This window comes from Streptomyces yamdrokensis (assembly GCF_053890455.1).
The window spans coordinates 6,316,303-6,338,023 of sequence record NZ_CM132679.1 but is presented as its reverse complement, the minus strand read 5'-3'; the positions used below and the strand labels follow the sequence as shown (position 1 = coordinate 6,338,023).

Sequence of the window (21,721 nt, the reverse complement as noted above, 5' to 3'; positions counted from 1 at the left end):
ACCGCCGGAGCACCCCCGTACCGACGACCCGCCACAGCGCACCCACTTGGAGCAAGCCCCTATGACCAGCGCCACCGCGGCACTGGGCGGAGCCGACGTCGAGGACCGTGAGCTCGACAGCTTCGACCTGACCGATCCCCGGACCTATCAGACGACCGACGTCCACGCCATGTGGCGCCGGTTCCGCGCCGAGCGCCCGGTGCACCGTCATCCGGCGGCCGCGGCGGGACCCGAATTCTGGGTCCTGTCCAAGTACGACGACATCATGAAGGTGTACAAGGACGACGACAACTTCACCTCCGAGCGAGGGAACCTGCTGGTCACGCTGTTGCACGGCAGTGACTCCGCGGCGGGCAAGATGCTCGCGGTCACCGACGGCCCCCGGCACGCGGCGATCCGCAAGCTGATGCTCAAGTCGTTCTCGCCGCGCGCCCTGCGGCACATCTCGGAGCAGGTCGTGCAGCGCACCCGCATGCTCCTCAAGACCGCGGTGGAGCGGGGCGAGGCGGACTTCGCGCGGGACGTCGCCGAGCACATCCCGATCGCCACCATCTGCGACCTGCTGGGCGTCCCCGAGTCGGACCGCGCCTTCCTGCTCGGCCTCAACAAGCAGGCACTCAGTTCCAGTACGGCCGACACCAGCGCCCAGGACTCGTGGCTCGCCCGCAACGAGATCCTTCTGTACTTCGGCGAACTCGCCGAGGAGCGCAGGAGGAACCCGGTCGACGACGTCATCAGCGTGCTGGCCACCGGCGAGATCGACGGAAAGCCGCTCGACGAGGACGAGATCGTCCTGAACTGCTACAGCCTGATCATCGGCGGCGACGAGACCAGCCGGCTGTCGATGATCGGCGGGGTGCAGGCGCTGATGCGTCACCCGGAGCAGTGGAACGCGCTGAAGCAGGGCGAGGTGACGGTGGAAAGCGCCGTGGAGGAGGTGCTGCGCTGGACGACCCCGGGCATGCACTTCGGCCGCCGGGCGCTGCGGGACGTCGAGGTCGCGGGGCAGCGGATCGCCGCCGACGACATCGTCACCCTGTGGAACACCTCCGCCAACCGGGACGAGGACGTCTTCGACGCCCCCGAGACGTTCGACCTGGCCCGCACCCCCAACAAGCACGTGTCGTTCGGCTACGGGCCGCACTTCTGCCTCGGTGCGTTCCTCGGCCGTGTCGAGATCAACGCCATGCTCGACGGACTGCGGACCGTGGCGGACCGCATCGAGCCCAACGGCCCGGTGGAGCCGGTGCTCTCCAACTTCCTCAGCGGCCTGGAGAGCATGCCCGTCCACTTCGAGGCGGACCGTGAAGGGCTCGCCCGGTGGAGCTGAGGGCCGTTCGTTCCACCCGCAGGTCCTGATGAGAAGGAAGAGGAAGACGATGTCGAAGGCACGAGAGGATGCCACGTCGGCGTCCGTGGCCCCGGTTTCCCGAGGGGAGCGGGCCGTCGGGTACTGCGCGCTGATCGCCGGGCTCGCCTACGCCCTGCCGCACCTGTGGTGGGGGCTGGGGATCATGGTCGCCTACCCCGACACCCCCGAGTCGGTGCCGGACGTGGCCTGGCAACGCATGATCGCCTTCTGGGGCATGGGAGCGGCCGCCACTCTCGCCGCCCTCGCGACCACCGCCCTCTTCCGGCCCTGGGGGGACTTCTTTCCCCGGTGGCTCCGCGTCGGGGCGGCCCTGATCGGTGGCACCGGGCTCGCGTTGTGGGGACTCGGCTATGGCTACCTGCGGTTCTTCGTAGCCGTGGGCAGGGTCGAGCCGAGCGCGGAAGTGGCCGCCTCCTTCGGTCCCTGGAACTTCTACTGGTATCCCGTGTTCTTCGTCTGGGGCGCGTCGCTGGTGCTCGCCGGCCTCCACCTGCGCCGCCGCCCCCGCCGTTCGCCCGCCCCCGGGAGCGATGTCCCGCAGCCGGACAAGCGGACCCGGCGGGCCCCGTCAACCATCGAGGTGAACTCGTGACCAACGCCATCGAGGCCGAGGGCCTCCGCAAGAGTTACAAGGGGCACGAGGCCCTGAGCGGGGTGTCCCTCTCCGTGCCCGAGGGAACGGTCCTCGGACTGCTCGGCCCCAACGGTGCGGGCAAGACCACCACCGTCCGCATCCTGGCCACCCTGCTCCGGCCCGAGGAGGGCCGGGCGACGGTCGCCGGATTCGACGCCCTCAACCAGCCCAAGGAGGTACGCCGCCGGATCGGCCTCACCGGCCAGTACGCGGCCCTCGACGAGCGGCTCACCGGCCGCGAGAACCTGCGGCTCATCGGCACCCTGCTGCACCTGGGCAAGGGCCCGTCGCGCCGGAAGGCGGACGAGTTGCTGGAGCGGTTCGAACTCTCCGACGCCGCCGACCGGGTGGTACGGACCTACTCCGGCGGCATGCGCAGGCGGCTGGACCTGGCGGCCAGTCTGATGGTCGACCCGCCGGTCCTCTTTCTCGACGAGCCGACCACCGGACTCGACCCCAGCAGCCGGCTCGTGCTGTGGGGGATGATCCGGGAGCAGGTGGCCAAGGGCGTCACCGTCCTGCTGACCACCCAGTACCTGGAAGAGGCCGACCAGCTCGCCGACCGCATCGTGGTCATCGACTCCGGCAAGGTGATCGCCGACGGCACCGCCGACCAGCTGAAGCAGAAGGTCGGCAACGAGCGCCTCGAGGTCGCCGCGCTCGCCACCGAGGACACCTCCCGGGTGGTGGCCGCGATCGGTGCCCGGCTCGCGACCACCCCGTCGGTCTCCGAGGACGGTCGCATCGTGTCGGTGCCGCTGCCCGACGGGATGGGCGGTGTCGCCGCCGCAGCCGCGGCGGTGGAGGAACTCGGCATCGAAATAGCGGAGTTCGCCGTTCGACGCCCTTCGCTCGACGATGTTTTCATGACGCTGACCGGCCAGAAGGCCAGGGAGAAGGATTCGGCGTGACCGAGACACTGAGTGACGTACGGGCTTTGGTGGGCCGTCACTTCCGGCACATCTACCGCATACCCGAGCAGCTGATCAGCGTTACCATCATGCCGATCGCCTTCGTGCTGATCTTCGGCATGCTCTTCGGCAGTGCCATGACGGTGGAGGGCGGCAACTACCAGGAATACATCATGGCGGGCATCTTCATCCAGGTGATGATGGCCAACATCTCCCAGACGGCCCTGGGCGTCGTCGGGGACCTGAGCAACGGCCTGGTGGACCGATTCCGTTCACTGCCGATCTCCCGTTCCGCGGTGCTGATCGGCCGCACCACCGCAGACATGGCGCTCGCCGCCTGGTCCTGCATCCTGATGGCCGGTGTCGGCTATCTCATCGGCTGGCGCATCCACAACGGACTGCCCAAGGCCCTCGCGGCGTTCGGGCTGCTGCTCCTGCTCGGCTTCGCCATGTCGTGGCTCGGCGCGCTGCTCGGTCTGGCGCTGCGCAGCACCGAATCGGTCAACGCCCTGGCGTTCATGGCGATGATGCCGCTGGTGTTCCTGTCCAACGCGTTCGTCCCGCCGGACGGGCTGCCGACCTGGCTGAGGGTCGTCGCCGAGTGGAATCCGGTCAGCATGGTGGTCACCGCCTGCAGGCAACTCTTCGGCAACCCCACCGTGGGCCTCGGCACGGGGCTGCCGGCCGAGCATCCCATCGCGATGTCGCTGCTCCTGGTCGGTGCCATCCTCGCCGTGGTCATCCCGATGTCGGGCCGCGCCTACAGCACGGCGACCGCCCGCTGAGGGCGACCGCCTCCCTACGCCGAAGGGCCCGGTCGCGTGCTCGGCGGTTTCCACGGGCCGTTGCACCACACGGCCGGTCGGTTTCGTCAGATCAAGGTACGAGTGGTTCATACAGAACGCCCGGCCGGGTTTCCCCGGCCGGGCGTTCTGCGTGGGCGGCCGTGCGAGTTCGGCGGCGACGGCGCCGAGGTGTGCGCCGAGGGGTCGGTTCCTGTCGCAGCCGGCCCCCGACCCCGGACGTGCAGTGCCCGGCAGGCGGCGTTGCGAACCATGTGGGGCTCCGGCCGATCGGCAGCATCTCCCGCGGAGCGTGGCACATCCGCTCCGGGCTCCGTTTCTCGTCCGGCATCGCCTGGGCGGCGTCCCGCAGTACCGGACTCGAGCCGGGCCCGGGGCTCGGAGCGGGGCGTGCGGTCACCCCCGCGGCCCTGAGGGGTCCTTGCACTATGAGCGCCCGATGAGGTCGCGTGGTCCGGTGCCGTGCGTTGCAAGGCGCCGGAGAGCCCTTGTAGCGGAGCTACCAGGGCTTTTCGGCAACGCGGCGAGGTGCGGTGCCGGGCCGCGCGACCTCATCGGGCGGGCATAGTGCAAGGACCCCTGAGCCGCGTGGCCCTTCTGCGGGCCCGGGTGGCCGAGGTCAGCGGCGGCCGCGGGAGAGCGAGAACAGCACTCGCAGCGTCAGCGCCGAGGCGACGAGCAGCAGATTGCACCCGAGCACCTCGAACAGTCCGACCGACGGGGTGATCTCCGGCCCGCCGGGCGTCTGCAGCAGCATCACCCCGACCACCCCGGCCGCACCGCCGCTGAAAGCCAGCAGTACGTCGTGGACGATGCCACGGACGAAGTCGCGGTCACGTTCGTCGGCCAGCACCCGGACGTTCACGCTCAGCCGTCCCTGCTCCAGGGCCTCCGTGATGCGGTCCACCCGGCGCGGCAGCCGGCGCAGGACCGGCAGCAGCGTGAGCATCTCGTCCGCGGCCGCCCGTCCGAGGCTCCCCGGGGCCAGCTTCCGCCGGACCTGGGAGGTCGCGAACCGGCGGGCCTCGGCGATGATGTCGTAGTCGGGGACCAGCCGGCCGAGGGACACCTCCAGCGTCGACAGGGAACGGAACACGGCGGCGATCTCGCCGGGCACGACGAGCCCGTACTTGGTCACCAGCGCGAACAGCGCCGCGAACATGTCCCGGTCCGGCCGGGTCCCCGGGACCAGGTGCCGGGCCATGAACCGGCCCAGGTCACGGGTCAGCCGGTTCTCGTCGGCCGGTTCCGGCCGGTGCTCCACCAGTTCCAGCAGCGCGTCGCAGAGGGCCTGCTGGTCGTTGCGGTGGATCGCGACCAGCAGGTCGCGCAGCGCCGAACGCAGCACCCGGTCGATACGGCCGGCGCAGCCGAAGTCCAGCAGTCCCAGTCGTCCGTCGTCCAGCAGCATGATGTTGCCCGGGTGCGGATCGGCGTGGAAGACGCCGTCGGTCATGATCTGCGCGAGGACGCAGTCCAGCAACGCTCCGGCGAGCGCCGTCCGGTCGAATCCGCGGGCGTCGGCGGACTCGGCGGCCTTGTCGAGCGTCACCCCGTCCAGCCATTCCACCACCAGCACGCGGGCGGTGGTCAGACCGTCGTGGACGGCGGGGATCTTCACTGCCGGGCGTGGGGCCGGATCTTTTGACAGGTGCTGTCCGGCATCGGCCTCCCGCGCGGCGGCGACCTCCTGGGTGTTGCGGGCCTCGGTGCGGAAGTCGAGTTCCTCCCGGAGGGAGGCGCCGAAGCCCTGGACCAGTCCGGTGACTCCGACGGAGCGGCCCCACGCGGTGCGTTCACCGGTCCTCCGGGCGATCCGCAGGAGGATGTCCAGGTCGCGTTCCACCACCTGGCGGGCCCGGGGGCGCCGCACCTTGACGGCGACCGTCCGGCCGTCCCGCAGGCGTGCCCGGTGCACCTGGGCGACGGAGCCGGCCGCCAGCGGCACGGTGTCGAACTCGGCGAACACCTCACCCGGCGGGGCTCCGAGGTCCTCGGTGAGCACCTGCTCGATGTCGTCCCAGGGCTCGGCGGCCGCCGCGCACTGGAGCAGGCTCAGTTCGTCGATGAACTCGGCGGGCAGCAGGTCGTAGCGGGTGGAGAGCACCTGGCCGAGTTTGACGAAGGTGGTGCCCGCCTCCTCAAGGGCCATCCGCAGGGCGCGGGCGTGCTCCGTCCGGGTGGCGCTCGTCGCCGGGCCGGTCAGGCCGGACAGCCGCGGGAGGCGGCCCAGCCCGTGCCGGAGGGCGATCCTGCTGAGCTCCGTGAAGCGCTGGGTGCGCGCCACCCGGCGCTTCACGGAGCGTGGCCAGCGGACGATGCCGCCGACCGACCCGCTGGGCACCACCGCCTCGGACAGGGCCAGGAAGATCATGGCGGCCAGCAGGGCGCAGCCCACCTGGACGGTCACCAGTGCGGTGCCCGCCGCGGTGGGCCCCATCGCGGAACTCACCAGTCCGGTGGTGAGCAGCCCGGTGCATCCGGTGAGCAGGGAGCGCAGCGCGCCGATCCGCAGACCGAGCAGTCTGCGCGCCCCGAAACCGAGTACCACCAGACCGAGGGCGATGGTGCCCACAGCGGTCAGGACGATAACGAACGCGGTCAACGTGAGGAGGTCACGTCGTGGCCGGCTCGGGTGCCGGCGCCGGCGCCGCGTCGTCGCCTTCCGCCGGCCTCCGACCGTCGCTGCCCGGCCACCAGGCCCGTTCGCCGAGCAACGAGGTGACCGCCGGTACCAGCACGAGCGCCATCACGAAGGCGGTGATCAGGATGCCGAACGACACCGCGAAGCCCATCTGCTGGAGCATGCTGTTGGCGGCCAGCATCAGGACGCCGAAGGTGCCGGCCAGGATGACGGCGGCGGTCCCGATGGTGGGCGCCGAGTGGGTCACGGCGAGTCGGACGGCCTCCTGCTGGGTCCTGCCCCGGGCGATCTCCTCGCGGAGGCGAGCCACCATGAGGATGTTGTAGTCGGTACCGATCGCCACCACGAAGAGGTAGACGAACACGGGCAGCGCGAACATCAGCCCGTTCTCGCCCTTGATCTGCTGGAAGACCATGACGGCCGAGCCGAGGGTGGCACCGAAGCCGAGGCCCACGGCCACGATCAGGTACCAGGGAGCGACGGCGCTGCGCAGCAGGAGTCCGAGAATCACCATGATGGCGATGCCGGCAATCGGGAAGACCAGCGAGTAGTCGTGGTCGACGGCGGTGCGGATGTCCGCGAGGACCGCGCTGGTGCCGCCGACGAGCGCCTCGGTACCCTCGGGCGCCGCCCGGTGCGCGGTGTCCCGCAGGTCTCCGGAGACCAGGTCGATGGCCGCCTCCTCTGCGGGGCGGAAGTCCAGGACGACGCTGAACTGCGCCGCGTCCCCGGCGGTACCGAGCATGGCCGGCGAGACGTCGCCGACGCCCTCGACCCCGGAGAGCTTCTCGCGGAACGTCTCCAGACCGGCCGGGTCGAGCCGGGAGCCGTCCTTGGAGGCGACGAGGACCAGCGAGGGGTCGGTCTGCCCGGCGGAGAAGCCACGCTGAAGGTCCTTGGACGCCTGTACGGACTCCAGGTTCTGCGGCAGCGAGCTCTCGCTGTCGAACTCGGCGTTGAAGCCGAAAGCGGCCACGCTCATGACGGCCAGCAGGCCGCCGGAGAGGCACGCCAGGAGGCGGGGCCGCCGCGAGACGAGGGTGCCGAGCCGGCCGGCGACGACGCTCCTGGGCTGCTTCTTCCACGCCTTGGAGGGCCAGAACGCCTTGGTGCCCAGCAGCGAGAAGACGGCGGGCACCAGGGTGAGGGAGGCGATCAGGGTGACGGCCACGGCGATGGCCAGCGACGGGCCCATGGCGCGCAGCATGCCCATGGTGGAGAGCACCAGGGCGAGGAAGGCGACGATGACCGCGCCGGCCGCGGAGGCGATGGTCTCGCCGACCCGCGCCACCGCGTCGATCATGGCCTTCTTGGGCTCCTGTCCCTCCCGCAGCTGCTCGCGGTACCGGAAGAGCAGGAACAGGATGTAGTCGGTGCCGACGCCGAACAGCACCACGATGAGGATGGCGGAAACCGAGTTGTCGGCCTGGAGTCCGCCGAGTTCGGCGGCGGTGGCGATCAGCCCGGTGGCCACCACGAACACCAGAAGGATCAGCAGGACCGGCAGCAGCGCGATGAGCGGACTGCGGAAGATCACCAGCAGCAGCACCACGATCAGCACCAGGGTTGCCAGCATGATCATCGCGTCGGTGTCACCGGAGGACTCGAGGTTGTCCAGCCCGCTGGCGGTCGGCCCGGTCACCCCCATGCTCAGGCCGGTCTTCGCCAGCAGCGGCTTGGCGTCCGCCCGGAGCTGCTTCACCGACTCGAAGAGCGTCTGGTCGTAGTGGTTCTTCGTCGTGGCGAAGACGCTCGCCAGCGCCACCTTGCCGTTGGGCGAGACCGCCTCGGGGCTCGCCAGGACCGACTTCACCTTGTCGTAGCCCTCGGCCTGCAGGGCCTCGGCGATCCGGGTCACCTCCGCCAGGTCGGCCGGCGAGAGCTCGCCCCGGTCGTCCCGCTGGAACACCGCGATGGCGGAGGGCTGCTCCGCCATCGGGAACGCGCGCTGCTGCAGCTCCGTGACGCGTACCGACTCGTAGTGGGACGGCAGGAAGTCCGCTTGGTCGTTGGTGCTCTTCAGCTGCGGCGCGAGCGCGACAGCGGCAACGGTCGCGATGATCCAGGCGATGATCGTCAGCCAGGGCCGGTTGACGGCGGACCGCCCTATCCGTCCGAACATGGTGCTCCTTCGTGCTTCCTGAGCTGGGGGATACCGGGGCCAACGCATGGGGGTCGCCGGTTCTCCTCGCAGTCTGGCCGCCGTGCTCCGCCGCCGACGACGGCGAGCCGCCAACGCGGCAAGAACCTGCCAGGGCCGTTGCCCGCGCTCCAGGCCCGGTGTGACAGTCCTGATGTCCGCAGCGCGACCCGGTGCGACAGTCCTGACGTCCGCAGCGCGACCCGTCGCGGACGCCCTCCGCTCCCCGGCCCGCCGCACGTACCGTCCGGGCCCTGCCGCGGCGTCGGGCGGGCAGCCGGTCGCCAGGAGCGAGCCACTGTGGCGAGCCCCCGCGTCCGGCCGTCCGTAGTGGCCGGCCGGGGAACCCCGTGCCTCATACCCTCAGGAGCCCGGATGAACGTGTTGAGCACCCCGGAGCGCAGTTCCCTCGTATCTGGACTCGCGGCCGACGACCCGGCACTGCGGGACCGGCTGGCCGAGCGCATGCGGACCGTCGAACAGCGCCTCCAGGAGCGCACCGCCCGCACCGACGACCCTCGTGTCGCCCCACTCGTCGGGCATCTCGTCACCACCGGCGGAAAGCGGCTGCGGCCCCTTCTGGTCCTGCTGGGCGCGGAGTTCGGGGATCCGGAGAGCGAGGGTGTCATCGACGCGGCCGTCCTGGCCGAACTCGTCCACGTCTCCTCCCTCTACCACGACGACGTCATCGACGATGCCGGCACCCGGCACGGGGCGGACAGCGCCAACGCCCGCTGGGGAAACCGCCGCGCGGTGTTCGCCGGGGACTGGCTCCTCGCCCAGGCCGCCCAGCTGGCCTGCGAACTCGGACCGCGGGCGGTGCGGTTGAACGCGATGACCGCCGGCCGGCTGGTGCGCGGCCAGTCACTGGAGCTGCTCGGGCCCCAGCCGGGGACCGCGCCCCTGGACCACTACTTCCAGGTGACGTCCGGCAAGTCCGCGTCCCTGATCGTCCTGTCGCTGCAGCTCGGCGCTCTTCAGGCAGGCGCGCCCGGGGCGTACGTCGACATCCTCGCCGAGTACGGCGAGCAACTGGGCCTCGCCTTCCAGATGTCCGACGACCTCCTCGACATCAGTTCGCCCGCCTCCGCATCGGGCAAGGAACCGGGCATGGACGTGGAAGCCGGGGTGCTCAGCCTCCCTGTGCTCCTCGCCCTGGCCGGCGACGACCCGGGCGACGGAGAACTGCGTGCCCTGATCGCCGCCGGACCGGCCGCCGGGACACGCCCGCACCGCCGGGCGCTGGAACTCCTGCGGGACTCCGCCGCACTCGCCACGGCCTCAGCCATGAGGGACGAGCGCCTGGCACTGGCCCGTACCGCCCTCGCAGCCCTGCCTCGGACCCCGGCGCGAAGGATCCTCGGCACGCTCTGCGACTTCATGGCCCACCGCAGGGCCTGAAGCACCTACGGGAGACCGAACATGCCGGGGCACAGCGACACCGTGCACGACCGCATCGCCCGACTCGGGCCCGCGGGAGCGAGCCGCGTCCGGCCGCCCGCCGCACCGTCCGCCCCGCAGCCACGCCCGGCTGTCGGGCCGCGAGGACGGAAACCGGCGGATGTGAACGGCTTCGACCCGTTCGTGTTCCGTGTACTCGGGTCGGTCGAGGCCGAGATCGGCGGACGGACGGTCCCCCTCGGCGGAGCGAAGCAGCGCACAGTCCTCGCGGCGATGCTGCTCGCCGGGGGCCGGTCGCTCTCCGACGACCGGCTCAAGGCCCTGCTGTGGGGGTGCGAACCGCCCGCCACGGCGACGGCCCAGCTCTACACCTACATCTCCCAGCTCAGGAAGTGCCTGGGCACCGGCGTCCGCCTGGAGCGGTACGCCCACGCCTACCGACTGGACACACGGGGCGCCTTCTTCGACTGGACGGCTTTCGAGAGCCTGGTGGACCGCGGTCGCGCGGACCTGACGGCGGGCCGCTACACCGCGGCCGCCGACCACCTCGGGCAGGCGCTCGCGCTACGGCGCGGGCCGGTTCTCTCCAACGTCACCGTCCACCTCAGGGAACGCCAACGGCCCTTGCTGGACGAGGCACTCCTGTCCGCGCGGGAAGACCGGATCGAAGCCGAACTGGCCCTGGGACGGCACGACACGGCGGTCCCGCAGCTGATGCGGCTCGTGATGGAGAACCCCTTGCGCGAGCGGCTGCTCGGCCAGCTCATGACAGCTCTGCACCGGTGCGGCCGGCAGGCGGAGGCCCTCGCGGTGTACGAGCGCGGCCGGCGGATGCTCCGTGACGAGCTGGGGGTGGACCCGGACCGGGCCCTGCGTGACATCCGGCAGTCCGTGCTGACGGGCACCCTCGCGAGGCCCGACGCGCGCGAGGGGGCGGGGATCGCCGGCACGGCCCTCGCCCTGCCGGACGGTGGGCCCCGCCCTGCGGTGGCGCGGGTGCGCGACCGTAGCGTCTGGAGCGGTGTCGTGCCCGCGATGCTGCCCGTCGATGTCGCGGACTTCTCCGGCCGCCGCCGGGAGCTGGAGGGCATCGCGGCCGCCCTGCGCCGAGCAGGGCCCTCCCCCGCCGTGGTGACGGGCGCCGCGGGTACCGGCAAATCGGCCCTGGCCGTGCACGCCGCGCACCGGGCACGGCGAAGCTTCCCGGACGGGCAGCTCCACGCCGACCTGTCCGGACAGTCCGAACACCCCCGCTCCCCCGCCGAGGTACTCGGCTGGTTCCTACGGGCCATGGGCGTCGCGGAGCACAGACTTCCGGCTTCTGTGGAGGAGCGCGGCCAGCTCTACCGCAGTCTGCTCGCCGACCGCCGGATGCTGGTGCTCCTGGACAACGCCGCCGACGACCGCCAGGTCCGCCCGCTGCTGCCCGGCACGGGCGGCTGCCGCACGCTGATCACCGGCCGGGACTCCTTCACCACCCTGCCGGGGGCGCGTCCGGTCACCCTCGGCCCGATGAGCGCCGAGGAGGGCCGCCGGATGCTGAGCGCGATCGTGGGGGCCGAGCGGACCAGGGGCGAGCCCGACGCGGCCGCCCGCATCGTCGAACTGTGCGACCGGCTGCCGCTCGCCCTGCGGATCGTGGCGGCCCGGCTGGCTGCGCACCCGCGCCAACGGCTCGCGGCGGCGGCGGCCCGGCTCGAACCGGAGGAACGCAGGCTCGACGAACTAAGGGCGGGCGACCTCGACGTCCGGGCGGCGCTGTCCTGTGGTCACCGTCGGGTGACCACACCGGTGCGGGCGGCCCTGGGGGTCCTGGCGTCCGGCTGCCCCGACGTCTTCGGCGCACAAGAGGCGGCGAACGTCCTCGGTTGCCCGCAGAAGGACGCCGAGGACGCTCTGGAGAGCCTGGCCGGCGCCCGCCTGCTGGAGGTGTCCGGTCCGGTCCCGCCGCGCTACCGCCTCATGCCGTTGGTACGCCTCTTCGCCCGCGAGCACAACCGCGGGGAACCGGCTTCCCCCGGTAAGCCGGACGGCGGGCGACGGCCGGTCGTCCACTGACGGGACACGGTCAGCCACACCCTCCCGCGTGCCCCTCATCGAGGCCGAACGACCTGGTGCACCCCCCGTCGCCGGTATGCGGCAGCAGCGAACTGCTCAGGGAGTCGATGTAGGTGGCCACCAGATTGCTCCATCGGATGCCGGAGTCGCTGTCCCTCCGGCCGAGCAGCCCCGGGGAGCCGTCGACAGTCTCGGTTCCGCCGAAGCCGCCCTGTTGCACGAGGTCCCAGATCGTGTTCCTGGCGGTCGTCTCGTCGGACACGCTCTGGCCGTTGAGGACCGTCATCAGATTCATCTCCTCCTGTTCCAACCAGGACGTGATCTCCTCCTCCAGTTCAGCCAGCAGCTGGTCGCTGTCGCGGCCGTCCTCCTCATGGGGCGTCATCTCGCCCATAACCGCCTCCCTCGTCAACACGGTTTTGATATCGGTCAGTACGGGAACAGCTTCCGGGAAGCATCTATAAAACGCCTATGGAGAGCGGTCCTGTCCGACTCCGGGGCCGCTCCCGCGGCCCTCCGTCCCTCTCAGGCCCAGTGTCGGTAACGACTTCGGGGACAATTGACGCTGGGGCGTGCTGGCCTGGCGGTCCGGCTGGTGGTTGATCAGCAGGCGGTTGGTCGAGGGAGGACCGGTTCGGTGCTGGTCTCGTGGCGGGTCGCCCGCCGGGCGGAGCGGTCGGAGACCAGTCCGGCGACCGCGAGGTGCGTCTCGGTATAGGTCTCGCGGCGGCCGGTGAACCGCTGCAGAGGCCGCCACTGTTCGTACTCGGCGTTGGTGTGTTCCACACAGATCCGAGCGGAGGACCGGCGGCGACGCCGTTCGCGCCAGGCGTGCTGCTCGCTCAGGGCCGCGTCGCCATTCAGTCTCTTCGGCGGGGCGCCGATCTGGGCGGGGAACTCATTGGCCAGACCCCGATAGCCCTCGTCAACCTCGGCTTCCACCGTCGGGTGCCGGCGGAATTGCTCGGCGGTGCCCTCGGTACGTACGGCGGTTTGGTCGTGCATCCGGCCGGGCCGGACCACACCGCTGAACAAGGTGCGGCCCTGGTCGTCGCTGAAGGTGGTGGTCTTGATGGTGTTCTGCTTCTTCTTGCCGGAGATGAACGCCTTACGTCCGGGGCGTCCCGCGCGCGGGCGGCGGACCTGCTACCTCGGTGCCATCGATTCGCAGGCCAACGCTTTCTGCGTCGGCGTTGGCGAACACGTCCTCCAGTGTGCGCAGCCGCAGCCCGGGCCGGTCGGACACCGCGAAGCCCCGGGATGCCAGCAGCGGGCGGACCTCGCGGATCGCGTCGGAAATGGTGGAGCGGTCCACCCCATACAGCTCGGCCAGTGCCGCATGTGGCAGCCCCAGCCGCAGATGGACAAGGGTGGCCGGCAGCCGGTCGGTGAAGACCAGCTTCTGTTTGCGTCCGGCACCCGCTGCCCGCCTGCGTTCCCCGCCACGCCGCTTGCGCGGCGCGGACTCCCGGGCCGCAGCCCATCTCGGCGCGAGCTCTTCGAGCAACTCGCCGAAGTGTGCGCGAGAGACCCCGGACAAGGAAGGATGGGAACAGGCCGCACGGGCCCAGGTCATCTTCACAACTCACCCAACCTGTGCGGCCCGTCGCGGGCGTCCTCGGCGCCTACCTGGTGCTCCACCCGAGGGCACGCGTCTGGGTCCTCGTCCCCTTCCTGGTCTTCCTGCCGCTGCGCCTGCCCGTCTGGATCGTCCTGGGCCTGTGGTTCGTCCTGCAGGCGGTGTACTCGTCGGGTGGGGGCGTCACCGGCGCCGGAACGGTGGCGTACGTGACCCACGTGGCCGGCTTCGCCGTGGGCATGCTGCTCGCCCGGCCCCTCAAGCCGGGTACTCCCCCGCCGTCCGAACCGGGCGGCGTCCGCTTCGGACGGCAGACCCGACGGACCTGGTAGGGCCACAGGCCAGGAGCCAGGCAACCCAGGGGAAACCTAAAAGATTTCACACAAGCAACATCTGCATTACTGAACCAGTCACCGGTCGCCGAGCGGTTCCATCACTTGCATGTTCTACCAGTTCTCTGAGCCTCCAGCAGGGCTCACGCCGACTCGTCGCCGACTTTCCTGACGATCCGTCAGGAAATAAGCACTCCCTTGTAAGGGGGGCGTCGAGCCCGTCCATCCCTCTCGAAGCGGAGGGCCCCAGGGACTCACAGCCGAGCCGGCAGGCCCTCCGGGCACCTCACGCCGGAGACGCCGTATTGCGAGGCGGCGCGGAACACAGCAGGCACTCCCCGGTTGGCCGAACCGGCGATACTCCACCTCATTCCCCTACCTCGATCAAGCCGATCGTCCGACTTGGCGAATGGCCTTCGAAGGCCCCGAGGAATGACTCGCCGAATGGAGAAGAGATGCCGACGCACACGGGACGAAACCGCCCCGAAAATACCCCTGGAGCAGGCTGCCGGCCACCACCGACAAACCGTCGACACCCTTCCGGTACCTCATCGGCGCACCCGGTGCAGGGCCTTCGCGAGCGGTCCCCGCAGGTGTGCCGGGACGCGGATCAGCTCCCGCAGCCCCGCCCGTCGCGGAACCGCGTCCAGACGGTGGTAGAACTCGCCGACGTCGAGCGCCAGCTGGCGGCCGGCGGTCCAGTACGGGATGACCGCGCGCGAGGGCGTCCCGAGCCGCACGGCCTGCCCGCCCAGGGGCCGGCTCTCCACGTCCCCCCGCAGCGCGACGCTGCGGCCGACACCGAGGACCTGGAAGTACGCGGACACGTCGTGGACGCCACGGTCCAGGGGACCGCCGCCGGCCGCGGTGAGCGGATCGATCCGCATCGTCCCGGCCACCACGGGCCGCCACCGGCCGCCCCTGCCGTTCTCGAGCCGCACGGTGAGATCCGACGCGGGGAACCAGCCGACGTGCTGTCCGCGGTGGGAGAGCCGGATCTCCCCGTAGGCGGCGGTCAGGTGATCGCCGACCGCCCACTCCCCGGCTCCGGCGATCCCCTCGGTCAGCGCCGGATCGAGCACCAGGCGCCCCCCGCGCTCCAGGAGGGTCACCGCCCTGCCGTCCTGGTGGGCCAGGTACATCCGCACCGGGGCGGTGAGCGCGCCGTCGTGCCAGCGGGGCCGGCCGAGTTCCGCGAGGGGCCTCACCTGGCAGATGCGGCGGGCCAGCGACGACAGGGCGTCGAGGCGGCCCTCCTCCAGCAGACGGGCCCGCAGCCGCGTCACCGCCGGAAACCCTTCCCGGACGGACGGCGGGAACTCCTCGAGCACCAGCCGCCGCACCGCCTCGAACCGCTCCTGGACCTGACCGTGGCCGCTCAGCACGTAGGGCTCGCTCATATGGCGGAGGATCTCCACCCGGTAGGTCCGGCGGAGCATCGCGTCCTGCACCGGGCCGGGCGGGGTGTGCGCCCTGACGGTCTGCACGACCTTGCGCAGCCAGCCGAAGTACTCGTCGACGACGAGCTGCCTGCTGCTGGTGTTCCCGCCGTCCTCCCGGCGCATCCAGTAGTAGCAGGGGTAGTCGCCCAGGACCGAGACGCACCGCGCCACCGCGTACGCGTGCGCCATGAACACCTGGTCCTCGAGCCGGCACCGGCCCTCCGGGAACCTGACGCCGTTGTCCAGGAGGAAAGCGCGGCGGAACATCTTGTGGGGCGTCAGGCTCTCGAACAGCGGGTGGTCGCCCACCGTGCAGCGGTCGACCGTGCGGGCGAAGACATTGCTGGCCCGTGCCATGGTGCCCGCCGGTTTGCCGAGGACGATGTCCGATCCGTTGCGTCTGCCCAGGTCGTAGAGCCGTTCCAGCGCCTCGCGGCCCAGTTCGTCGTCCTGGTCGACGAACTGGACGTACTCGCCCCGGCTCAGCCGCACCCCGACGTTCCTCGGTTTCCCCGGCCAGCCGGAGTTCTCCTGGCGGTGCACCCGCACGTGGGGGTGCAGGGCCGCGAGCCGGTCCAGGCGTTCGGCCGAGTCGTCGGTCGAGCCGTCGTCGACGTACACGACCTCGTAGGCGTCGCGGCCGATGCTCTGCCCGAGCAGGCTCTGCGCGCACTTGTCGATGTAGGAGCCCGCGTTGTGGACGGGGACGACGACGCTGACTTTGAGCACGGGATCCACCCTCGTGTCCGACTGGAGGTCGCGGTGGTCTCGGTGTCCGACGGCGGCGGAACGCCGGTTTTGGCACCGTCGTCCGTTCCCGGAACGGCCACGGGTGAGAAACACCTGAGCCCACGGGCGAGGAACGTAACACCGGAGACGGAGCCGCACCGCGAACGAGCGGCACATGCACCCGAATGGCGCACGCACCGGGCGGGCATAGTGCAAGGACCCCTAAGAGCGGTGGGGCTGTCCGTCGTACCGCACTGGCTCAGTGGACGGAGTGCTCCTCCTGTGGGAACACCCCGCCGCCGACGTCCTCGGCGAACGCCTTCGCCGCACTGATGGTCTGCGGGGAAGTGCCGGTTGAACGTCGTCGTCCGGGGGTCGGTGGCGCAGCCGGCCGGCATCACCGCGAGTGGCAAGACGTACGACCCGGCCCACGCAGGCACGGACAACTCCGAGCGCACCAAGCTGGGTTCGACGTGGTTCCACCACACCGCGCTCGGCCTGGTCGACGACGCGGGCACAACGAGCCCGGCGAGACGTGCGACCCGTCGGCTTCGTGGCCGGCATGCTGGTCGCCCGGCCGCCGCGCCCCGGCATCCGCCGCCCCGGAGCCGCGCGGCCTGCTGTTCGGCAGGCGGGCACGGCCCCGGTCCCCGTGGTGAGCGGCCCGTGTGGTCAGCGGGCGGTGACGGTGTGGACGTGCTCCACGAGGCGGGTCAGCGCGTCCGGGTCGGTGGCCGGCATGACGCCGTGGCCGAGGTTGAAGACATGGCCCTCGAGGCCCTCGGCCGCGGCCAGCACCTCACGGGTCTTCGCCTCCACCGCCTCCGTGCCGGCGAACAGCACGGTCGGGTCGAGGTTGCCCTGGAGCGCCTTGCCGGGGCCGACGCGGCGGGCGGCCTCGTCCAGCGGGACGCGCCAGTCGACGCCGACGACGTCCGCGCCGGCCTCGCCCATCAGGCCGAGGAGTTCGCCGGTGCCGACGCCGAAGTGGATGCGGGGCACCCCGTGGCCGGACACCGCGTCGAGGACCTTGGCCGAGGCGGGCAGCACCGAGCGCCGGTAGTCGGCCGGGGCGAGCGCGCCGGCCCAGGAGTCGAACAGCTGGACCGCGGAGGCGCCGGCCTCGATCTGCACGGTGAGGAAGGCGGCGGTGATGTCCGCGAGGCGGTCGAGGAGGTCGGCCCAGAGTTCCGGGTCGCCGTACATCATCGCCTTGGCGTTCTCGTACGTGCGGGACGGGCCGCCCTCGACGAGGTAGCTGGCGAGGGTGAACGGGGCGCCCGCGAAGCCGATCAGCGGGGTGGCGCCGAGTTCGGCGGTCAGCAGGCCGATCGCCTCGGTGACGTAGGAGACGTCCTCGGGGGTGAGGTCGCGCAGCCGGGCCAGGTCGGCGCGGGTGCGGAAGGGCTCCTCGACGACGGGGCCGATGCCGGGCTTGATGTCGAGGTCGATGCCGATCGCCTTGAGCGGGACGACGATGTCGCTGAAGTAGATCGCCGCGTCGACGTTGTGGCGGCGCACCGGCTGGAGCGTGATCTCGGCGACGAGGTCGGGGCGCATGCAGGAGTCGAGCATCGCGATGCCCTCGCGCACCTTGCGGTACTCCGGCAGTGAGCGGCCCGCCTGCCGCATGAACCACACCGGAGTGTGCGGCACGGGCTCACGCCGGCACGCCTTGAGGAAGGCACTGTCGTACGTCTGGGTCGGCTGCTTGCCCCGCGGGCTGACATTGGCGCTCACCCGGCCAGTCTCCCACGGCCCGCCGGCCGCCCCGCACCGCAGGCCGTCCGCACACCCCGACCCGCGCCGGGCCGTGTCCCGTCCCCCCGCGCCACGCCGGTGCGACACGATCCGGACACCGTTGCCCGCCACGGGTGTCCCTCCCCGCGCCGGGGCCTGCTTCCGCTTAACCTTCCCCGCATGGCTGCGGCTCAGGGACGACTGTCGGACGGCACGGGCGGAATGGACGAAGCGAAGGACACCGATGCGGATCTCGGGCTCGGGGGGACGGCGCCCCCGTTGCCCTTCCGGACCGCCGTCGACGCGTTGCGGGGCGCGCGGCTGCGCCCGCAGATCGAAGTGGAGGCCACCCCGGCGCCCAAACGGCTCGCCCCGTACGCGTACGCGCTGGAGGCGGCGGTCGTGGACGGCGACGAGGACCTGGCCGACGGCCGGCTGGTGCTGCTGCACGACCCGGCCGGGCACGACGCCTGGCGGGGCACCTTCCGTCTGGTGACGCTGGTGCGTGCGGAGCTGGAGCCGGAGATGGCGGCGGATCCACTGCTTCCGGAGGTGTGCTGGTCCTGGCTGACCGGTGCGCTCGCGGCGCGCGGTCTGACGTACGGCGAGCCGAGCGGCACGGTCACGCGGGCGAGTTCGCACTACTTCGGCGGGCTGTCCGAGCGCCCCGCCGCCTCGCAGATCGAGATCCGTGCCTCGTGGACACCACGGGAGGGCCAGGGCGGGGCGCCGGACACGGCCACGCACCTGGTGGCGTGGTGCGATCTGCTGGCGCAGGTCGCCGGGCTGCCGCCGGCCGCTCCGGGGGACGCGTCGGTGGTGACGCTCCCTCAGCGGCGGGGCCCGCAGTCGCGCTGAGCCCGCCGCGTCGCCGAGTCCCACGCGGACTCCGATCCCGCGACCCGCACCCGCGTCCCCCGCAACGTGCCGTGCCGAGCCCCGCGTGGGGCTCCCGGCGGTCCTCGAGGCCGGTCTTCGGACCGGTCTCTTCGTCGTTCCCGGGCTGGTCGCCGGTCCGGCCGCCCGACCGGCCGCCGGGCCGGTCTCCTTGTCGACTCACCGGCCTCCCCGCCACCGATCCCCTTGGCAATCCCTTTGGCGACCTTTTTGGGGATCTCTTTGTCGATACGGCCACTTTCGGAAGGGTTACGACGCAGACCGAAACCGTTCGGTCTTCGAATGATCGACCGCGTGTCCGAATTGCGCGGATTGTTACTCACTGGATCGTGATCATTCTCTAAAGGAGACCGGGTTTGCTGCCGAAGACGACTGTGACCTTGAAAGCACGGTTGAGCCCGGCCTCACCCCACGAGCCGGCCCCGTCCCGCCGCCACCCCAGGAGGCCTGGTGTCCGTTCTCCTCGAGCAGCCCGCAAGCCTGGTCGCCTACCGCCCGAACAAGCCGACCGCCATGGTGGTCGTGGCCGACCCCCGCGTCCGTTCCACCGTCACCCGCCATCTGTGGGCGCTCGGTGTACGCGACGTGATCGAGGCCTCGTCCGTCGCGGAGGCTCGTCCCCGCATCGGCAACCCCCGCGACATCTGCGTCGCCGACGTCCACCTGCCGGACGGTTCCGGCCTCACCCTCCTCTCCGAGACCCGGGCCGCGGGCTGGCCCAACGGCCTCGCCCTGTCCGCCGCCGACGACATCGGCGCCGTGCGCAACGCCCTCGCCGGCGGAGTGAAGGGCTACGTCGTCACCGGCACCCGTACCAACCTCGGGCTCCCCTCCCGCCCCGGTGCCGCCCCCATCGGCGGCGCCCGCCTGCACCGCCGCCCTCCGGGTGCCCCGAGCCACCCGGGCGGCTACCGCGAACTGTCCGGCCGTGAGGTCGAGGTGCTGCGACTGGTGGCGGAGGGGCAGTCGAACAAGGCCATCGGCGTCTCGATGGGCCTGTCCGCGCTGACCGTCAAGAGCCACCTCGCCCGCATCGCCCGCAAGCTCGGCACGGGCGACCGCGCCGGAATGGTCGCGGTCGCCCTGCGCACCGGCATCATCCACTGACCTTCCCGGCCGGGCACGCACCGGACTGACTTGTTTACGACCCCCCGGGGCCCGCCGCCGGAACGTTCCGTCGGCGGGCCCCTTCGTGGCATGGATACTCTTGACAGGTGACCGACGCCCACGACACCGCAGCAGACAGTGCCCTGCGAACCACCGGAGGCGCCCCTCCGGACGACGACGGATCTTCTGCTACGGAGGCGCCGATCCCCTTGCTCGAACCGCGCGAGGGCATTCCGCCCGTGATCACGGACGACGACGCCCTCGCCGAAGTGATCGCCGCCTTCGCCGCGGGCACCGGCCCCGTCGCCGTCGACGCCGAGCGCGCCTCCGGCTACCGCTACGGCCAGCGCGCCTACCTCGTCCAGCTTCGCCGCCAGGGCGCCGGGTCCGCGCTGATCGACCCCGTCGCCTGCCCCGACCTGTCGGGCCTGGGCGAGGCGCTGTCCGGCGTCGAGTGGGTGCTGCACGCCGCCACGCAGGACCTGCCCTGCCTGCGCGAGATAGGGATGCTGCCCACCCGTCTCTTCGACACCGAGCTGGCCGGCCGCCTCGCCGGTTTCCCCCGCGTCGGACTCGGCGCCATGGTCGAGAACGTGCTCGGCTTCGTCCTGGAGAAGGGCCACTCCGCCGTCGACTGGTCCACCCGCCCGCTGCCCGAGCCCTGGCTGCGCTACGCCGCCCTCGACGTCGAACTCCTGGTCGACCTGCGGGACGCGCTGGAGAAGGAGCTGGACCGGCAGGGCAAGCTGGAGTGGGCGTGGCAGGAGTTCGACGCGATCGCGTCCGCGCCGCCACCGGAGCCCCGCAAGGACCCCTGGCGGCGCACTTCCGGCATGCACAAGGTGCGCAGGCGCCGGCAGATGGCCGTCGTACGGGAGCTGTGGCAGACCCGGGACCGGATCGCCCAGCGCCGGGACGTCTCACCGGGCAAGGTGCTCTCGGACGCGGCCATCGTCGAGGCCGCGCTCGCCGTGCCGGCCACCGTGCACGCCCTGGCAGCACTGAACGGGTTCGGACCGCGCGTGGGGCGGCGCCAGCTGGAGCAGTGGCAGGCGGCCGTGGACCGGGCGCGGGCGCTGAGCGAGGCGCAACTGCCGCAGCCGGGCCAGCTGGTGACCGGTCCCCCGCCGCCGCGCGCCTGGGCGGACAAGGACCCGGTGGCCGCGGCCCGGCTGTCCGCGGCCCGCGCGGGGGTGAGCGCGCTCGCCGAGCAGCTGAACATGCCGCAGGAGAACCTGATCACGCCGGACACGGTGCGGAGGGTGTGCTGGGAGCCGCCGCAGCCCGCCGACCCGGAGTCCGTCGCGGTCGCGCTGGCGGGGTACGGGGCGCGGCAGTGGCAGGTGGAGCAGGTGACGCCGGTACTTGTCGCTGCGCTGGCGTCCGACGGTTTTGGGATCGCCTAGGCGCCGTCGGCGGGGTGGTCCGCGGGCGGGTGCGGACAGCGAAGGGCGCTCCGCACGACGACCGCTGCAGCCGTGGGACGCACGGGGCCCCGGGGTGCCGCGCGACGCCCCGTCGTGCCGCCGGGTGCGGGAAGCCGGCACGGGGGCGCGGGGCCGGCCCGACGGACGACGTCCAGGCTTCCTGCCGTCGGTGGCGGCCTCCGGGGACGGTTCGCCGTGGCTGGTCGCGCCCACGCGGCGGAGCCGCGGTTCGACGCGGCCCCGCTGTCCCTTGACCGGTTCCGTCGGTCCGGCCGCCCGCGGCGGCGGGTTGCGAAGGGGCCTCGAAGCGGAACAGGGACGTCGAGATCACGCCAAGATCCTCGGAAGGCGTGCGCACCGGCCCCGTCCCGTTCGGTCCGGCGGACTCCGCCGGCGGTGTGACCTTCACCGCTCGGACCCGCGGGACTGGGCAGCTACATTACCCACAAGTAGCATAGGCTCTGAGCGCGCGCTCAACGCAACGCAGCAGTGCCATCCCGCACCC

General features: G+C 71.7%; 16 protein-coding genes and 1 pseudogene. 10 read left to right on the top strand and 7 right to left on the bottom strand.

Annotated elements, in window-relative coordinates; translation table 11 throughout:
* Positions 1 to 61 precede the first annotated feature (61 nt).
* The 4 genes from ACWZEH_RS28120 to ACWZEH_RS28105 are packed head-to-tail and all read left to right on the top strand — an operon-like array spanning position 62 to position 3,702.
* Positions 62 to 1,330, top strand: coding sequence for a cytochrome P450 (locus ACWZEH_RS28120; RefSeq protein ID WP_456193868.1), 1,269 nt, complete (start codon positions 62 to 64; stop codon positions 1,328 to 1,330).
* A 49-nt stretch (positions 1,331 to 1,379) separates the two neighbouring features.
* On the top strand, positions 1,380 to 1,964 hold the full coding sequence (locus tag ACWZEH_RS28115; RefSeq protein WP_456193867.1) for a DUF3995 domain-containing protein: 585 nt from the start codon (positions 1,380 to 1,382) through the stop codon (positions 1,962 to 1,964).
* Positions 1,961 to 2,917, top strand: a complete 957-nt coding sequence (locus ACWZEH_RS28110; protein WP_456193866.1) for an ATP-binding cassette domain-containing protein — start codon at positions 1,961 to 1,963, stop codon at positions 2,915 to 2,917. The genes ACWZEH_RS28115 and ACWZEH_RS28110 overlap by 4 nt, the downstream gene beginning before the upstream one ends.
* Positions 2,914 to 3,702, top strand: a complete 789-nt coding sequence (locus ACWZEH_RS28105) for an ABC transporter permease (RefSeq protein WP_456193865.1) — start codon at positions 2,914 to 2,916, stop codon at positions 3,700 to 3,702. Before ACWZEH_RS28110 ends, ACWZEH_RS28105 begins: the two co-directional genes overlap by 4 nt.
* A gap of 637 nt (positions 3,703 to 4,339) precedes the next feature.
* Here ACWZEH_RS28105 and ACWZEH_RS28100 read toward each other — a convergent pair.
* The gene (locus ACWZEH_RS28100; RefSeq protein WP_456193864.1) at positions 4,340 to 6,325 is read right to left on the bottom strand and encodes an ABC1 kinase family protein; all 1,986 of its coding nucleotides are present in this window, start codon (positions 6,323 to 6,325) and stop codon (positions 4,340 to 4,342) included.
* Between the two features lie 10 nt (positions 6,326 to 6,335).
* Positions 6,336 to 8,486 (bottom strand): MMPL family transporter, encoded by a 2,151-nt coding sequence (locus ACWZEH_RS28095; RefSeq protein ID WP_456193863.1) that lies wholly within the window; start codon positions 8,484 to 8,486, stop codon positions 6,336 to 6,338.
* Positions 8,487 to 8,879: 393 nt separating this feature from the next.
* Here ACWZEH_RS28095 and ACWZEH_RS28090 point away from each other — a divergent pair, with 393 nt between their 5' ends.
* Both ACWZEH_RS28090 and ACWZEH_RS28085 read left to right on the top strand, forming a co-directional pair.
* Complete coding sequence (locus ACWZEH_RS28090) at positions 8,880 to 9,905, top strand: polyprenyl synthetase family protein (RefSeq protein WP_456193862.1); 1,026 nt, start codon at positions 8,880 to 8,882, stop codon at positions 9,903 to 9,905.
* A 162-nt stretch (positions 9,906 to 10,067) separates the two neighbouring features.
* Positions 10,068 to 11,963 carry an AfsR/SARP family transcriptional regulator gene (locus tag ACWZEH_RS28085; RefSeq protein WP_456193861.1) on the top strand — a complete coding sequence of 632 codons (1,896 nt, stop codon included), beginning with the start codon at positions 10,068 to 10,070 and terminating at the stop codon, positions 11,961 to 11,963.
* Between the two features lie 10 nt (positions 11,964 to 11,973).
* Here ACWZEH_RS28085 and ACWZEH_RS28080 read toward each other — a convergent pair whose 3' ends face one another.
* The 3 genes from ACWZEH_RS28080 to ACWZEH_RS28070 form a co-directional block, all read right to left on the bottom strand.
* Positions 11,974 to 12,357 (bottom strand): DUF6269 family protein, encoded by a 384-nt coding sequence (locus tag ACWZEH_RS28080; RefSeq protein WP_456193860.1) that lies wholly within the window; start codon positions 12,355 to 12,357, stop codon positions 11,974 to 11,976.
* Between the two features lie 209 nt (positions 12,358 to 12,566).
* Positions 12,567 to 13,037 (bottom strand): transposase family protein, encoded by a 471-nt coding sequence (locus ACWZEH_RS28075; RefSeq protein ID WP_456199876.1) that lies wholly within the window; start codon positions 13,035 to 13,037, stop codon positions 12,567 to 12,569.
* Positions 13,038 to 13,071: 34 nt separating this feature from the next.
* Positions 13,072 to 13,503 carry a helix-turn-helix domain-containing protein gene (locus ACWZEH_RS28070; RefSeq protein WP_456193859.1) on the bottom strand — a complete coding sequence of 144 codons (432 nt, stop codon included), beginning with the start codon at positions 13,501 to 13,503 and terminating at the stop codon, positions 13,072 to 13,074.
* Between the two features lie 65 nt (positions 13,504 to 13,568).
* On the opposite strand from ACWZEH_RS28070, the pseudogene ACWZEH_RS28065 reads away from it, so the two are divergent.
* Positions 13,569 to 13,874: pseudogene (locus tag ACWZEH_RS28065) on the top strand (rhomboid family intramembrane serine protease); the annotation flags it as partial.
* Between the two features lie 548 nt (positions 13,875 to 14,422).
* Here the strand turns inward: ACWZEH_RS28065 and ACWZEH_RS28060 are convergent.
* Positions 14,423 to 16,045: a glycosyltransferase family 2 protein gene (locus ACWZEH_RS28060; protein WP_456193858.1), complete on the bottom strand. Its 1,623-nt coding sequence runs from the start codon at positions 16,043 to 16,045 to the stop codon at positions 14,423 to 14,425.
* A 672-nt stretch (positions 16,046 to 16,717) separates the two neighbouring features.
* Positions 16,718 to 17,785: a uroporphyrinogen decarboxylase gene (gene hemE, locus ACWZEH_RS28055; protein WP_456193857.1), complete on the bottom strand. Its 1,068-nt coding sequence runs from the start codon at positions 17,783 to 17,785 to the stop codon at positions 16,718 to 16,720.
* A gap of 180 nt (positions 17,786 to 17,965) precedes the next feature.
* On the opposite strand from hemE, the gene ACWZEH_RS28050 reads away from it, so the two are divergent.
* The 3 genes from ACWZEH_RS28050 to ACWZEH_RS28040 all read left to right on the top strand — a co-directional run bounded on the left by ACWZEH_RS28050 (position 17,966) and on the right by ACWZEH_RS28040 (position 21,195).
* Positions 17,966 to 18,643, top strand: a complete 678-nt coding sequence (locus ACWZEH_RS28050; protein ID WP_456193856.1) for a DUF3000 domain-containing protein — start codon at positions 17,966 to 17,968, stop codon at positions 18,641 to 18,643.
* A gap of 489 nt (positions 18,644 to 19,132) precedes the next feature.
* Positions 19,133 to 19,789 carry a response regulator transcription factor gene (locus tag ACWZEH_RS28045; protein ID WP_042164084.1) on the top strand — a complete coding sequence of 219 codons (657 nt, stop codon included), beginning with the start codon at positions 19,133 to 19,135 and terminating at the stop codon, positions 19,787 to 19,789.
* 107 nt (positions 19,790 to 19,896) lie between these two features.
* Positions 19,897 to 21,195, top strand: a complete 1,299-nt coding sequence (locus ACWZEH_RS28040) for a ribonuclease D (RefSeq protein WP_456193855.1) — start codon at positions 19,897 to 19,899, stop codon at positions 21,193 to 21,195.
* Positions 21,196 to 21,721: the final 526 nt, after the last annotated feature.